This is a genomic window from Streptomyces ficellus (genome assembly GCF_009739905.1).
GTDB classification, from domain to species: Bacteria; Actinomycetota; Actinomycetes; order Streptomycetales; family Streptomycetaceae; genus Streptomyces; species Streptomyces ficellus_A.
The window spans coordinates 1,251,474-1,265,287 of sequence record NZ_CP034279.1 but is presented as its reverse complement, the minus strand read 5'-3'; the positions used below and the strand labels follow the sequence as shown (position 1 = coordinate 1,265,287).

The window sequence follows — 13,814 nt, the reverse complement described above, 5'->3', positions numbered from 1 at the left end:
ATTACTATACCGGTATTAGTATGGGGGCATGGTCCGTACTCCTCTCACCCCCGAAGAGCGCGAACGCGGCGAACGCCTCGGGCAGTTGCTGCGCGAAGCGCGCGGTCCGCGCAGCATGGCCGAGGTCGCGGCGGCCGCCGGGCTCTCGGCGGAGACGCTCCGCAAGATCGAGACGGGCCGGGCCCCGACCCCCGCCTTCTTCACCGTCGCGGCGCTGGCGGGAGTGCTGGGGCTGTCCATGGACGACCTCGTCACCCGGTGCGCGCTGGTGCCGTCCTAGCCGGCACCCGCCAGGGGAGCGCCCGCCGCCGTGGCCTCCTCCAGGAGTTCCCGGGCCTTCGCCTCCGCCGCGTCGTACCTCTCCGGGTGGGCGGAGCGCTGCACCTCCTGGGCCGTTTCGCCCGCGCTGAGGTGGGGCGCCCGCCGCTCGACGGCCACGGCCCGCTCGAAGAACCGCCGGGCCGCGTACGGCACCCGCCGGATCTGCTCGGGCGTCCCCCAGCCCTGGCTGGGGCGTTGCTGGAAGACGCCGAGCGAGTCCTTGTCGCCGCAGTCCAGGTTGTTCATGTGCGACTCGACCCAGCCGGCCTCGAACGCGGCCAGCATGACCTTCGCGGAGACGCCGAGGTCACGGCCCACGGTGAGGACCGCCCTGGTGACGTCGAGGTCCCGGTCCGGCGGGACTCGGCACGGTGAGGGTGTCATGGTGGTGCACTGCCCGGGCCGGACCCGCCGGGAACCGGCCCGTCGTGAAGACGACAGCGCCCCGCACCACCGGGGCGTAGGCTCGCCGTCGTGATACCCGAAGCGCTGCGGCACGGCCGCTACGTCAGCCTGACCACGTTCCGCAAGGACGGTACGGGGGTCGCCACACCGGTCTGGTACGCGGTGGACGGCGACGAGTTGTACGTGTGGACGCGCGCGGACTCCTGGAAGGTCAAGCGCCTGCGCCGCGACACCCGGGTCGTCGTCACCGCGTGCGACGTGCGCGGCCGGGTCGCGGAGGGCGCGGCCACCGCCGGGGGAACGGCGCGGCTGCTGGACGACACCAGGGGCGTACGGAAGCTCCTATCCCGCAAGTACGGCGTCCAGTTCTGGCTGGTCGACCTGCCGGCGACCCTCGTGCGGCTCGGCAGGCGGCCGCACGTGGGCATCGCGGTGACGTTCCCGGACGGCGAGCCGGGGTAACCCGCGGGCGCTCGGCGCGACTGTCGGCCTCCGGCGCTGTCGCACTGCCCCCGCCCGGTCACCGTGTCCGGCCCGGCGGTGACACCTGACCGGCAACCGGCATGAGGTGCCCGATGTGGACCACTCGGGTACGAAACATGATCGACTCCGGCGGTTGACGGCGGCGGTCTTGCCCAGGGGTGTGACGAGGCTTACGTTCGCTTCCTACGCACCGTGTCTACGTGCGTAGAGGCTCTCTGACGCCGTGCCGAAGGAGCAGCTCATGTCCCACGTCGTGCGCGCCGCCCTCGTCCAGGCCACCTGGACCGGCGACACCGAATCAATGATCGCCAAGCATGAGGAGCACGCCCGCGAGGCGGCCCGGCAGGGCGCCAAGGTCATCGGTTTCCAAGAGGTGTTCAACGCCCCGTACTTCTGCCAGGTCCAGGAGCCGGAGCACCACCGCTGGGCCGAGCCCGTCCCCGACGGCCCGACCGTACGGCGCATGCAGGACCTCGCCCGGGAGACCGGCATGGTGATCGTCGTGCCGGTCTTCGAGATCGAGGGGCCCGGCTTCTACTACAACACCGCCGCCGTGATCGACGCCGACGGCTCCTACCTCGGCAAGTACCGCAAGCACCACATCCCGCAGGTCAGGGGCTTCTGGGAGAAGTACTACTTCAGGCCGGGCAACCTCGGCTGGCCGGTCTTCGACACGGCCGTCGGCCGCGTCGGCGTCTACATCTGCTACGACCGGCACTTCCCCGAGGGCTGGCGCCAACTCGGCCTGAACGGAGCCCAGCTCGTCTTCAACCCCTCCGCCACCCACCGCGGGCTGTCGTCCCACCTCTGGCAGCTGGAGCAGCCGGCCGCCGCCGTCGCCAACCTCTACTACGTGGCCGCCATCAACCGCGTCGGGCAGGAGGAGTACGGCGACAACGACTTCTACGGCACCAGCTACTTCGTCGACCCGCGCGGCCGGTTCGTCGGCGACGTCGCCTCCGACAAGGAGGAGGAACTCGTCGTCCGCGACCTCGACTTCCGGCTCATCGACGACGTACGGCAGACCTGGGCGTTCTACCGGGACCGGCGCCCCGACGCGTACGAGGGGCTGGTGCAGCCGTGACGAGCGACCGCCACACGAACGACCTGCTCGCCCGCCACAGGGCCGTCATCCCCGACTGGGTCTCCCTCTACTACCAGGACCCCGTCGAGATCACCCACGGCGAGGGGCGGTACGTCTGGGACAGCACCGGCAGGCGCTACCTCGACTTCTTCGGCGGCATCCTCACCACCATGACCGCCCACGCCCTCCCCGAGGTCACCAAGGCGATCACCGAGCAGGCCGGCCGGATCATCCACTCCTCCACCCTCTACCTCAACCGCCCCATGGTGGAGCTCGCCGAGCGCGTCGCGCACCTCTCCGGCATCCCCGACGCCCGCGTCTTCTTCACCACCTCCGGTACGGAGGCGAACGACACCGCCCTGCTGCTGGCCACCGCCCACCGCCGCACCAACCAGATCCTGGCGATGCGCAACAGCTACCACGGCAGGTCCTTCTCGGCCGTGTCCGTCACCGGCAACCGCGCCTGGTCGCCCACCACCCTGTCGCCGCTCCAGACGCTGTACGTGCACGGCGGCGTCCGCGGCCGCGGCCCTTACGCGCACCTGTCCGACGCCCGGTTCATCGAGGCGTGCGTCGCCGACCTCGAGGACCTGCTGGGGCACACCGGCGACGTCGCCGCGCTGATCGCCGAGCCGATCCAGGGCGTCGGCGGCTTCACCTCCCCGCCCGACGGGCTGTACGCCGCCTTCCGCGAGGTCCTCGCCCCCCGCGGCATCCTGTGGATCGCCGACGAGGTGCAGACCGGCTGGGGCCGCACCGGCGAGCACTTCTGGGGCTGGCAGGCCCACGCCGCGAGCGGCCCGCCCGACGTCCTCACCTTCGCCAAGGGCATCGGCAACGGCATGTCCATCGGCGGTGTCGTCGCCCGCGCGGAGGTCATGAACTGCCTGAACGCCAACTCCATCTCGACGTTCGGCGGCTCGCCCGTCACCATGGCCGCCGGTCTCGCCAACCTCTCGTACCTCCTCGAACACGACCTCCAAGGCAACGCCCGGCGCGTCGGCGGGCTGCTCGCCGAGCGCCTCCGCGCGGCCACCGCCGGCTGCGCCCACGTACGCGAGGTACGGGGCCGCGGCCTGATGCTCGGCATCGAACTGGTGAAACCCGGCACGGACGAGGCGAACCCGCGGGCCGCGGCCGCCGTCCTCGAAGCGGCCCGCGAGGGCGGCCTGCTCATCGGCAAGGGCGGCGGCCACGACACCAGCGCCCTGCGCATCGCCCCACCGCTCTCGCTGACCGTCGCCGAGGCCGAGGAAGGCGCCGCGATCCTCGAACGCGCCCTGCGTTCCGTGTAAGCGCCGCCGGCCCGCCTCCCCTCCCCGGCGACGACCTCTCACCGAAGGGACTTCCCGGCATGACCCGGACTCTGATTACCGGCGGACTGGTGATCACCGCCACGGACGAAACACACGCGGACGTACTGATCGAGCACGGCCGGGTCGTGGCGATGGCGACGCCGGGAACCCAGGCGTGGACCGCCGACCGCGTCATCGACGCGTCGCAGCAGTACGTGATCCCCGGCGGGGTCGACGCGCACACCCACATGGAGCTGCCGTTCGGCGGCACCTTCGCCTCCGACTCGTTCGAGACGGGCACCCGGGCCGCGGCATGGGGCGGGACGACCACCATCATCGACTTCGCGGTGCAGCCCAAGGGGTCGTCGCTGGCCGCCGGGCTCGACGCCTGGCACGCCAAGGCCGACGGGCAGTGCGCCGTCGACTACGGCTTCCACATGATCGTGTCGGACGTCAACGAGTCGACGCTGCGCGAGATGGGCAGGCTCGTCGAGCAGGGCGTCAGCTCGGTCAAACTGTTCATGGCCTACCCCGGCGTCTTCTACTCGGACGACGGGCAGATCCTGCGGGCCATGCAGCGCGCCGGTGAGACCGGCGGCCTGATCATGATGCACGCCGAGAACGGCATCGCGATCGACGTCCTCGTCGAACAGGCCCTCGCGCGCGGCGAGACCGACCCCCGCCACCACGGCGAGGTCCGCAAGGTGCTGCTGGAGGCCGAGGCCACCCACCGCGCCATCCAGCTCGCCCGCGTCGCCGGGGCGCCCCTCTACGTCGTGCACGTCTCCGCCGAGGAGGCCGTCGCCGAACTCGCCGCCGCCCGCGACAAGGGGCTGCCCGTCTTCGGCGAGACCTGCCCCCAGTACCTGTTCCTGTCCACCGACAACCTCGCCGAGCCCGGCTTCGAGGGCGCCAAGTACGTCTGCTCCACGCCGCTCAGGCCCCGGGAGCACCAGGCGGCGCTGTGGCGCGGCCTGCGCACCAACGACCTCCAGGTCGTCTCCACCGACCATTGCCCCTTCTGCTTCTCCGGGCAGAAGGAACTGGGCCGCGGCGACTTCTCCAAGATCCCCAACGGCCTCCCGGGGGTGGAGAACCGCATGGACCTGCTCCACCAGGCCGTCGTCGACGGCCACATCGGCCGCCGCCGCTGGATCGAGATCGCCTGCGCGACCCCGGCCCGGATGTTCGGGCTCTACCCGCAGAAGGGCACCATCGCGCCCGGCTCCGACGCCGACATCGTCATCTACGACCCGCACGCCCAGCAGACGATCTCCGCCGCCACCCACCACATGAACGTCGACTACTCGGCCTACGAGGGCAGGACCGTCACCGGCCAGGTGCGGACCGTCCTCTCGCGCGGCGAGGTCGTCGTCGAGGACCGGAAGTACACCGGCCGCGCCGGACACGGCTGCTTCACCCCCCGCTCCACCTGCCAGTACCTGAACTAGGAGAACGCGACGTGGACTTCGGACTCGTCCTGCAGACCGACCCGCCCGGTTCCGCCGTCGTCGGCCTGATGCGGCGCGCGGAACGCAACGGCTTCCGCTACGGCTGGACCTTCGACTCCGCCGTGCTCTGGCAGGAACCGTTCGTCATCTACAGCCGGATCCTGGAACACACCCGCAAGCTCGTCGTCGGCCCGATGGTCACCAACCCCGGCACCCGCACCTGGGAGGTCACGGCCTCCACCTTCGCCACCCTCAACGACATGTACGGCAACCGGACCGTGTGCGGCATCGGCCGCGGCGACTCCGCCATGCGCGTCGCCGGCCGCAAACCCAACACGCTCGCCCGGCTCGGCGAGGCGATCGACGTCATCCGCGACCTCGCCGAGGGCCGGGAGGCCACGGTCGACGGCAGCCCCGTCCGCATCCCGTGGGTGAGGGACGGCCACCTGCCGGTCTGGATGGCCGCGTACGGGCCGAAGGCGCTCGCCCTCGCCGGGCAGAAGGCCGACGGCTTCATCCTCCAGCTCGCCGACCCGTTCCTGACCGAATGGATGGTCAAGGCGGTACGGCAGGCCGCCGCCGACGCGGGCCGCGACCCGTCGTCCGTCACCATCTGCGTCGCGGCGCCCGCCTACGTCGGCGACGACCTGGCACACGCCCGCGAGCAGTGCCGCTGGTTCGGCGGGATGGTCGGCAACCACGTCGCCGACCTGGTGGCCCGCTACGGCGAGCACTCCGGCCTGGTGCCCGAGGCGCTCACCGACTACATCAAGGCCCGCGAGGGGTACGACTACAGCCACCACGGGCGCGCCGACAACCCCTCCACCGCCTTCGTCCCGGACGAGATCGTCGACCGGTTCTGCCTGCTGGGCCCCCCGTCTGCCCACATCGAGCGGCTGAAGGCGCTGCGGGCTCTGGGAGTCGACCAGTTCGCCGTGTACGCCATGCACGACGCGCGCGAGCAGGTCATCGACGCCTACGGAGCCGAGATCATCCCCGCCCTCACCCAGCCCCCCTCCCGGTGACCCGGCGATAACCTGGCCGCATGGACGAGATCGACGGGGTCGAGGTCATCAGCTGCGCCGGCGGCGAGGCGTTCGAGGACTGGCTGGCCGGGAACCACACCCGCCACGAAGGCGTGTGGATCAAGGTGGCCAAGAAGAACTCGGGCATCCCCTCGGTCACCGCCGACGAACTGGTCGACATCGGCCTCTGCTACGGCTGGATCTCCGGTCAGCGCCGGTCGCTCGACGCGCGGCACTACGTACAGAAGTACGTGCCCCGCCGGCCCCGCAGCCTGTGGTCGCGGGTGAACGTCGAGAAGGTGGAGGCGCTGACCGCCGCCGGCCGGATGCGCGAACCCGGCCTGGCCGAGGTGCGCAAGGCGCGGGCGGACGGCCGGTGGGCCGCCGCGTACGCCTCCCAGCGCACGGCCACCGTCCCCGAGGACCTCGCCGCGGCACTCGACGCGGACCCCGCCGCCGCGCGCGCGTTCGCGGCGCTCGACCGGTCCGGCCGGTACCAGGTCATGCTCCCGCTGCTCCAGGCCGTCACACCGGAAAGCCGCACGGCCCGGCTGGACCGCGCCCTGACCGCCCTGCGAGCGGCGGACACCCCACCGGAGTGACGCCCCCGCGGGCCGTCGCGTCGTCAGCCGTGGGCGTCGTCCGCGCAGCCGGCCACCACCAGGTCGCCGCCGGGGGTGCGGCGCGCCACGGTGCCGGTGCGGAGGTAGCCGTCCGGGGTGAAGGAGCGCGCGTTGTGGTGCGGCGCCCGGTAGTGGCCGCGCGGGGTGCGCCCGCGTCACGGCACCCGGGCGGTCCACTCCGGCGAGGCGAACTTCGTCCGCGCCAGCTCACGCGCGCGTGCCATCTCGTCGTCCGTGACCCCGCCCTCGGAGAGGCCGTACCGCTCGCGGAAGGAGCCGATCATCCGCTCGATCACCGTCTCCCGCGGCAGGCCCGTCTGGCGGCGCAGCGGATCGACCCGCTTCTTCGCGCTCCTGGTGCCCTTGTCGGAGAGCTTCTCCCGGCCGATGCGGAGCACCTCCGTCATCTTGTCCGCGTCGATGTCGTACGCCATGGTCACGTGGTGCAGCACGGCCCCGTCCCCGCCGGCGAGCCGCTTCTGCGCCGCCCCGGCGATCTTCCCGGCCTCGGTGGCGATGTCGTTCAGCGGCTGGTACCAGGCCTTGATGCCCATGTCGCCGAGCGCGCCCAGCACCCAGTCGTCGAGATAGGCGTAGCTGTCGGTGAACGACAGCCCCTGCACCAGCGCGTCCGGCACGGACAGCGAGTACGTGATGGTGTTGCCCGGCTCGATGAACATGGCCCCGCCGCCGCTGATCCGGCGCACGACGCCGATCCCGTGCCGCGCGGCCGCCTCCGCGTCCACCTCGTTGCGCAACGACTGGAAGCTTCCGATGACCACGGCCGGGGCGCCCCATTCCCACACGCGCAGGGTCGGTGGCCGGCGCCCGGTGGCGACCTCGCCGGTGAGGACCTCGTCGAGCGCCATGTGCAGGGCGGGTTCCTGCGGGCCGTCGTGGACGAGCCGCCAGTCGTAGTCGGTCCAGTCGGTCGCATGGGCCAGGGCCCGCCGCACGGCGACCCCGATGCCCTCGGTCGTGAGCCCGAACATCTGCGTCCCGGGCGGCAGCGCCGCGTCGATCCGGGCGGCGAGCCCCGACGCGTCGGTGTCCGCGGGGGCGCCCTCCAGAGCCCCGTCGATGGCCTGGAGGGCCTCGTCGGGCTCCAGGAAGAAGTCCCCGCCGACCCTCACCCGGCGCAGGACGCCGTCCTCCGCGTCGAGGTCGACGACCACCAGCTTTCCGCCCGGAACCTTGTATTCGCCGTGCACGTCCGCACATCTCCCGTCCGTCCCCGAACCGACCGTCCCGTCAGCCTTTCACGCGGCTCCCCGCGCCACATCTCCCCAGGAGCGTCACACGGGCTGCGCACCGCCTCCGGGAAGCGCCGTTAGCGTTACTGGCCGCTCGATCCCGTGTGTGAACGTGACCACAGAAAGATCGTCGATGGACTACTGCTCCGCGTGCCGCCGGAACCTCAACGGGGCGTTCGTGTGTCCGGGATGCGGCGCGTACGCACCGGACATCGCCCCCGCCGCCGGGCGTCTCCACAGCGCCGTCGCCTCCACCGCCCCGACGCTCGCCGTCACGACGGAAGACCTTCCGGCTCCGCAGGGGTACGGCGACACGCCGACCACCGCGCCGGGCCCGGCCGCCCCGCACCCCGGCACCCCGGACGAGAACGCGGCGCCCGGGGGAGCCGCGTCCACGGGACAGGGCCGTGCGGCCCGGCGCCGCCAGCTCGCGCGGTGGAAGAAGCACCGGCGCCGGGCGGTCGCCGCCACGGCCGTCGCCCTCGTCGGTGGCGGCCTCACCCTCGCCGCCCTGCCGAGTGCCAAGCCCTCCGCCGGCCACGCCCACGCGGCCCCGCCGTCCGATCCGTCCACCGCGCCCGCGCCCGGCTCCCAGCGGGCGGCCGGGGACGTGACGTCGCCCCCGGCGGGCGCCGACCGGTCCGTCGGCACGCCGCCCCCGGCGGCCGCCCGGGCGGGGGGCACCCCGGCCCGCCACGCCGACCCCGGCCGGGCGGGGCGGTCCGGACCGTCGGCGCCCGGGACCCCCGCGACCGCCGCCCAGACCCCTGCGTCGCCCCGGCCCGGCGCCCCGGACGCACCGCCGCCCCGCACCGAGACCGCCGGAACCCCCGCACCCACCGCCCCCGCGCCCCGGACCCCCGCACCGGAGGAGCCCGGGGCCCCCGCCCCAGGAGCCCCCGCCCCGGAGGAGCCCCCGGCGCCGAGGACCCCGCCGGCGGCGGCACGTCCCTGGGCGACCTGCTGCCCGGCCCCCCGGCCCAGGACCCGGCGTCACCGCCCCAGGCCTGCCTGCTCGTCGTGTGCCTCGGGTGACGCGTGTCGGGCGCCGCCCGCAAGGGCCGCCGGACCGGCCGCCCCCGCCCCCGCGGGCGGCTAGCCTGAACGCCGTTCCCGCCACAGTGAGGTGACCGGCCGTATGTTCACCACCCGACCCACCCTCCAGGGCACCTTCGGGATGGTGTCCTCCACGCACTGGCTCGCCTCCCAGTCGGCCATGGCCGTCCTGGAGGACGGCGGCAACGCCTTCGACGCCGCCGTCGCCGCCGGGTTCGTCCTGCACGTCGTCGAGCCGCACCTCAACGGACCGGCCGGGGAGGTGCCGGTCGTCCTCGCGCCCGCCGGGCGGCCGGTCCGGGTGCTGTGCGGTCAGGGCCCCGCGCCCGCCGGCGCGACCGTCGGGCACTACCGCGCCCTGGGCCTCGACCTGGTGGCCGGCACCGGGCCGCTGGCCGCCGCCGTGCCGGGCGCGTTCGACGCGTGGATGGTGCTGCTGCGCGACCACGGCACCAAGACCCTCGCCCAGGTGCTGCGGTACGCCGTCGGGTACGCCGAGGACGGGCACGCGCCCGTGGAGCGGGTCGGCGCGATGGTGGAGACCGTACGCGCCCTCTTCGAGAACGAGTGGACCACCTCCGCCGAGGTGTACCTCCCCGGCGGCCGGCCGCCCGCCCCCGGGCGGCTGTTCCGCAATCTGGCGCTCGCCCGCACCTGGCGCCGCCTCGTCGACGAGGCGAGGGCCGAGGCCGGCGACGACCGGACCGGCCAGATCGAGGCCGCCCGCCGCATCTGGCGCGGCGGGTTCGTCGCCGAGGCGCTCGTCCGGCAGGCCGGGCGCCCCACCATGGACACCAGCGGCGCCCGGCACACGGGCACCCTGACCGCCGCCGACCTGGCGGCCTGGTCCGCGGTGTACGAGGATCCGGTCACGTACGACTGGAACGGCTGGACCGTGTGCAAGCCGGGCGGCTGGAGCCAGGGACCGGTGTTCCTCCAGCAACTCGCCCTGCTCCCCGACGAATTGCCCCCGTACGGCTCGGCCGATTACGTCCACCTGCTCGTCGAGGGCTGCAAGCTCGCCATGGCGGACCGCGAGGCCTGGTACGGGGACGCCGCCGACGTCCCGGTCGAGACACTGCTGTCCGCCCCCTACAACGCCGAACGGCGGGCCCTGGTGGGGGAGAAGGCCTCGTACGAGCTGCGCCCCGGCAGCCCCGGCGGCCGTGCGCCCCGGCTGAGCGGCCACGCCGCCGGAGTCGCCCAGGGCCGGCCCGGCCCCGGCGCGCCGGCCGTGCCGACCGCCGCCGGTGCCGGGGAGCCGACGGTCGCCCCGGACGGCACCACCCGGGGCGACACGTGCCACATCGACGTCGTCGACCGGTGGGGCAACATGGTCGCGGCCACGCCCAGCGGCGGCTGGCTCCAGTCCAACCCCGTCGTGCCCGAACTGGGCTTCCCGCTCGGCACCCGGCTCCAGATGGCCTGGCTGGACCCCGGCCTGCCGAACTCGCTGACGCCCGGCCGCCGCCCCCGCACCACGCTCAGCCCGTCCCTGGCCCTGCGCGACGGGGTGCCGGTCATGGCGTTCGGCACGCCGGGCGGCGACCAGCAGGACCAGTGGCAACTGCACTTCTTCCTCGCCCTCGCACACGGCGGGCTGGACCTCCAGGCCGCCATCGACGCGCCCGACTGGCACACCGACGGCTTCCCCGGCTCCTTCCACCCGCGTGGCATGCGGCCCGGCTCGCTCACCGTCGAGTCGCGGATGGACGCGGCCGTCGTCGACGACCTGCGCCGCCGCGGCCACGACGTCACGGTCGGCGGGCCCTGGTCGGAGGGGCGGCTGTGCGCGGTGGCCCGCGACCCGGGCACCGGCGTCCTGTCGGCCGCGGCCAACCCCCGCGGCATGCAGGGCTACGCGGTGGGCCGCTGACCCGGATCACCGGACCGGTCCCGGGTTGTCAGTGCGCCGTGCTTAGCTGGACACATGATCGATGAACTTCTCGACGGATCCGGGACCCTGTCCGCCGCGGCCGAGGAGGCGGTGCGCGCGGCGGCCGCCGCCGAAGTCGTACCGCGCTGGCGCAAGCTCGCCACCCACCAGATAGTCGAGAAGAGCGGCCCGCACGACCTCGTGACGGTCGCCGACCGGGCCGCCGAGGCCCACCTGACCGCGTCGCTCACGGCGCTGCTGCCCGGCTCCGTCGTCGTCGGCGAGGAGTCGGTGCACGCCGACCCCGCGGTCTACGAGGCGCTGCGGGGTGACGCGCCGGTGTGGATCGTCGACCCGGTCGACGGCACCTGGCACTTCGCGCACGGCGACCCCGGCTTCTGCACGCTCGTCGCGCTGGCCGTGCGCGGTGAGGTCCTGGCCTCGTGGACGTACGCCCCGGCGCGGGAGGAGATGGCCGTGGCGGTGCGCGGCCGGGGCGCCCGGGTGAACGGCGAGGAGATCCGGTCGGGTGCGCCCGCGCCCGGCGCGGCGCTGGAGGTGGCGACGTCCCACCCCGACTACACCACGCCCGAGCAGAAGGCGGCGCTCCTCGCCCTCGACACCGAGGGCGTCCGCCCCCGCCCGTGCGGTTCGGCGGGCCTGGAGTACCTGGCGGTGGCCCGGGGCGACCTGGACGCGGTGGCGTTCTCGTGGGAGTACGCCTGGGACCACGCGGCGGGTCTGCTCCTGGTCGAGGAGGCCGGCGGTGCCCATGCCACGCTGACGGGCGCCCCGTTCCGCGTCACCGGCGGCAACGCCCTGCCCTTCACCGCCGCCCGCGACCGGGCCACGGCCGACCGCATACGCGCCCTGCTGGCCGCCGGGTAGGCGCTCTCAAGGACGCGCGGGGCGGCGGGCCCCTCCCGGCAGCGCCCTCCCGCCGTCCGGTGCCGCCCGGCGGCCCAATATCCTGAGATACCTTGGCCATCGGCTGACGAAGGAGTCCCAACGTGCCGTCGATGCTCGATGCCGTCGTCGTGGGGGCGGGGCCCAACGGACTGACCGCCGCCGCCGAGCTGGCCCGCCGCGGGTTCTCCGTCGCCGTGTTCGAGGCCCTCGACACGGTCGGAGGCGGGGCCAGGACCGAGGAGCTCACGCTGCCCGGCTTCCGGCACGACCCGTGCTCCGCCGTGCACCCGCTGGGCGCCGGGTCGCCCGCCTTCAAGGCCATGCCGCTCGACCGGTACGGACTGGAGTGGCTGCACCCCGAGCTGCCCATGGCGCACCCCTTCGACGACGGCACGGCCGCGGTGCTGTCGCGCTCCGTCTCCGAGACGGCCGCCTCCTTCGGCCCCCGCGACGCCGGTACGTACCGCCGTCTCGTCGCGCCGTACCTCGGCAAGTGGGACACCCTGGCCCGCGACTTCATGTCGCTGCCCCTCACGGCCCTCCCGCGCGACCCGGTCACCCTCGCCCGCTTCGGCATCGACGGCCTGCCCCCGTCCACCTGGCTGATGCGCCGCTTCCGCGACGACCGGGCCCGCGCCCTGTTCGCGGGGCTCGTCGCGCACGTCATCGCCCCGCTCGGCGGCCCGGCCACCAGCGCGATCGGGCTCGTCTTCGCGCTGGCCGCCCACGCCGGCGGCTGGCCGCTGCCCCGCGGCGGCTCCCAGGCGATCTCCGACGCCCTGGCCGCGTACGTCCGGGACCTCGGCGGCAGCGTGCACACCTCCTACGAGGTGAAGCGGCTCGACGACCTGCCGCCCGCCCGCGCGTACGTCTTCGACACCTCGCCCACCGCGCTGGCCCGCATCGCCGGCCTCGGCCGCTACTACGACCGGTACCGCTACGGCGCCTCCGTCTACAAGATCGACTACGCGCTGGACGGCCCCGTCCCCTGGACCGCCGCCGAACCCCGCCGTGCCGGCACCGTCCAAGTGGGGCCGAGCAGCCGCGAGATCGGCACCGCCCTGGACCAGGCGTCCGGCGGCACCGCGCCCCGCGCCCCGTTCCTCATCACCGCCCAGCCCAGTCTCGTCGACCCGTCCCGCGCACCCGAGGGCAAACACGTCTTCTGGGCGTACGGGCACGTCCCGCACGCCTGGGAGGGCGACCTCACCGACGCCGTCGAGCGGCAGATCGAGCGGTTCGCCCCCGGCTTCCGCGACCTCGTCCTCGCCCGCGCCACCGCCGGCCCGCCCCAGCTCGCCGCGCGCAACGCCAACTACGTCGGCGGGGACATCGCCTGCGGCGCGGCGTCCGGCATCCAACTGCTGCTGCGCCCCCGGGTGTCCGTCTTCCCGTACAGCACCCCGCACCCCGCCGTCTTCCTCTGCTCCTCCGCCACCCCGCCCGGCCCCGGAGTGCACGGTATGTCGGGCCACAACGCGGCGAAGGCGGTCTGGCGCCACCTGCGTAAGGCCCGACGGTGAAGATCACCCTCGTCCGCGGCGACATCACCGAGCAGCACGCCGACGCCCTCGTCAACGCCGCCAACTCCTCCCTCCTGGGCGGCGGAGGCGTCGACGGCGCGATCCACCGCAAGGGCGGCCCCGACATCCTCGCCGAGTGCCGCGCCCTGCGCGCCTCCCGGTTCGGCCGCGGCCTGCCCACCGGGCAGGCCGTCGCCACCACCGCCGGACGGCTGCACGCCCGCTGGGTCATCCACACCGTCGGCCCCGTGCACCAGGGCGCCGACAGCGACCCGGAGCCACTGGCCTCCTGCTACCGCGAGTCCCTGCGCGTCGCCGATGAACTAGGCGCCCGTACCGTCGCGTTCCCCGCCATCTCGACGGGCGTCTACCGCTGGCCCATGGAGGACGCCGCCCGTATCGCCGTGGACACCGTGAAGGCGGCGCGGACCTCGGTGGAGGAGGTCCGGTTCGTCCTCTTCGACGACCGGGCCCACGAGGCGTTCGCCGCCCGCCTCCGGTAGCGCCCGC

Annotated in this window: 14 protein-coding genes; 12 read left to right on the top strand and 2 right to left on the bottom strand. The window is 74.0% G+C overall.

Annotated elements, in window-relative coordinates; translation table 11 throughout:
- Window positions 1-28 precede the first annotated feature (28 nt).
- On the top strand, window positions 29-280 hold the full coding sequence (locus EIZ62_RS05560) for a helix-turn-helix domain-containing protein (RefSeq protein ID WP_156691603.1): 252 nt from the start codon (window positions 29-31) through the stop codon (window positions 278-280).
- Here EIZ62_RS05560 and EIZ62_RS05555 read toward each other — a convergent pair.
- Window positions 277-705 (bottom strand): hypothetical protein, encoded by a 429-nt coding sequence (locus tag EIZ62_RS05555; protein WP_156691602.1) that lies wholly within the window; start codon window positions 703-705, stop codon window positions 277-279. The genes EIZ62_RS05560 and EIZ62_RS05555 overlap by 4 nt on opposite strands.
- Before the next feature lie 90 nt (window positions 706-795).
- On the opposite strand from EIZ62_RS05555, the gene EIZ62_RS05550 reads away from it, so the two are divergent.
- The 6 genes from EIZ62_RS05550 (at window position 796) to EIZ62_RS05525 (ending at window position 6,666) form a co-directional block, all read left to right on the top strand.
- Window positions 796-1,188, top strand: coding sequence for a PPOX class F420-dependent oxidoreductase (locus EIZ62_RS05550; protein ID WP_156691601.1), 393 nt, complete (start codon window positions 796-798; stop codon window positions 1,186-1,188).
- 262 nt (window positions 1,189-1,450) lie between these two features.
- Window positions 1,451-2,293: a nitrilase-related carbon-nitrogen hydrolase gene (locus tag EIZ62_RS05545; protein WP_156691600.1), complete on the top strand. Its 843-nt coding sequence runs from the start codon at window positions 1,451-1,453 to the stop codon at window positions 2,291-2,293.
- Window positions 2,290-3,588 (top strand): aspartate aminotransferase family protein, encoded by a 1,299-nt coding sequence (locus EIZ62_RS05540; protein ID WP_156691599.1) that lies wholly within the window; start codon window positions 2,290-2,292, stop codon window positions 3,586-3,588. The genes EIZ62_RS05545 and EIZ62_RS05540 overlap by 4 nt, the downstream gene beginning before the upstream one ends.
- A 59-nt stretch (window positions 3,589-3,647) precedes the next feature.
- Complete coding sequence (gene hydA / locus EIZ62_RS05535; RefSeq protein ID WP_156691598.1) at window positions 3,648-5,039, top strand: dihydropyrimidinase; 1,392 nt, start codon at window positions 3,648-3,650, stop codon at window positions 5,037-5,039.
- 11 nt (window positions 5,040-5,050) lie between these two features.
- Window positions 5,051-6,064 carry a TIGR03842 family LLM class F420-dependent oxidoreductase gene (locus EIZ62_RS05530; RefSeq protein ID WP_156691597.1) on the top strand — a complete coding sequence of 338 codons (1,014 nt, stop codon included), beginning with the start codon at window positions 5,051-5,053 and terminating at the stop codon, window positions 6,062-6,064.
- A gap of 20 nt (window positions 6,065-6,084) precedes the next feature.
- Window positions 6,085-6,666 carry a YdeI/OmpD-associated family protein gene (locus EIZ62_RS05525; protein WP_156691596.1) on the top strand — a complete coding sequence of 194 codons (582 nt, stop codon included), beginning with the start codon at window positions 6,085-6,087 and terminating at the stop codon, window positions 6,664-6,666.
- A 176-nt stretch (window positions 6,667-6,842) separates the two neighbouring features.
- Here the strand turns inward: EIZ62_RS05525 and lplAB are convergent, their stop codons facing one another.
- Window positions 6,843-7,898 carry a lipoate-protein ligase LplAB gene (lplAB, locus tag EIZ62_RS05520; protein WP_156691595.1) on the bottom strand — a complete coding sequence of 352 codons (1,056 nt, stop codon included), beginning with the start codon at window positions 7,896-7,898 and terminating at the stop codon, window positions 6,843-6,845.
- Window positions 7,899-8,052: 154 nt separating this feature from the next.
- Here lplAB and EIZ62_RS05515 point away from each other — a divergent pair, with 154 nt between their 5' ends.
- From EIZ62_RS05515 to EIZ62_RS05495, 5 genes are all read left to right on the top strand, one after another.
- Window positions 8,053-9,039 (top strand): SCO2400 family protein, encoded by a 987-nt coding sequence (locus EIZ62_RS05515; protein ID WP_156691594.1) that lies wholly within the window; start codon window positions 8,053-8,055, stop codon window positions 9,037-9,039.
- A 39-nt stretch (window positions 9,040-9,078) separates the two neighbouring features.
- Window positions 9,079-10,872, top strand: coding sequence for a gamma-glutamyltransferase family protein (locus EIZ62_RS05510; protein WP_156691593.1), 1,794 nt, complete (start codon window positions 9,079-9,081; stop codon window positions 10,870-10,872).
- 54 nt (window positions 10,873-10,926) lie between these two features.
- Complete coding sequence (locus tag EIZ62_RS05505; RefSeq protein ID WP_156691592.1) at window positions 10,927-11,760, top strand: inositol monophosphatase family protein; 834 nt, start codon at window positions 10,927-10,929, stop codon at window positions 11,758-11,760.
- 122 nt (window positions 11,761-11,882) lie between these two features.
- Window positions 11,883-13,304: a phytoene desaturase family protein gene (locus EIZ62_RS05500; protein WP_156691591.1), complete on the top strand. Its 1,422-nt coding sequence runs from the start codon at window positions 11,883-11,885 to the stop codon at window positions 13,302-13,304.
- Window positions 13,301-13,807 carry an O-acetyl-ADP-ribose deacetylase gene (locus EIZ62_RS05495; protein WP_156691590.1) on the top strand — a complete coding sequence of 169 codons (507 nt, stop codon included), beginning with the start codon at window positions 13,301-13,303 and terminating at the stop codon, window positions 13,805-13,807. Before EIZ62_RS05500 ends, EIZ62_RS05495 begins: the two co-directional genes overlap by 4 nt.
- Window positions 13,808-13,814: the final 7 nt, after the last annotated feature.

Bases quoted from the DNA above. Each gene is read 5' to 3' on its own strand.
- hydA (WP_156691598.1), top strand. From the start codon at position 3,648: ATGACCCGGACTCTGATTACCGGCGGACTGGTGATCACCGCCACGGAC.
- EIZ62_RS05560 (WP_156691603.1), top strand. From the start codon at position 29: ATGGTCCGTACTCCTCTCACCCCCGAAGAGCGCGAACGCGGCGAACGC.
- EIZ62_RS05525 (WP_156691596.1), top strand. From the start codon at position 6,085: ATGGACGAGATCGACGGGGTCGAGGTCATCAGCTGCGCCGGCGGCGAG.
- EIZ62_RS05505 (WP_156691592.1), top strand. From the start codon at position 10,927: ATGATCGATGAACTTCTCGACGGATCCGGGACCCTGTCCGCCGCGGCC.
- EIZ62_RS05545 (WP_156691600.1), top strand. From the start codon at position 1,451: ATGTCCCACGTCGTGCGCGCCGCCCTCGTCCAGGCCACCTGGACCGGC.
- EIZ62_RS05510 (WP_156691593.1), top strand. From the start codon at position 9,079: ATGTTCACCACCCGACCCACCCTCCAGGGCACCTTCGGGATGGTGTCC.
- EIZ62_RS05555 (WP_156691602.1), bottom strand. From the start codon at position 705: ATGACACCCTCACCGTGCCGAGTCCCGCCGGACCGGGACCTCGACGTC.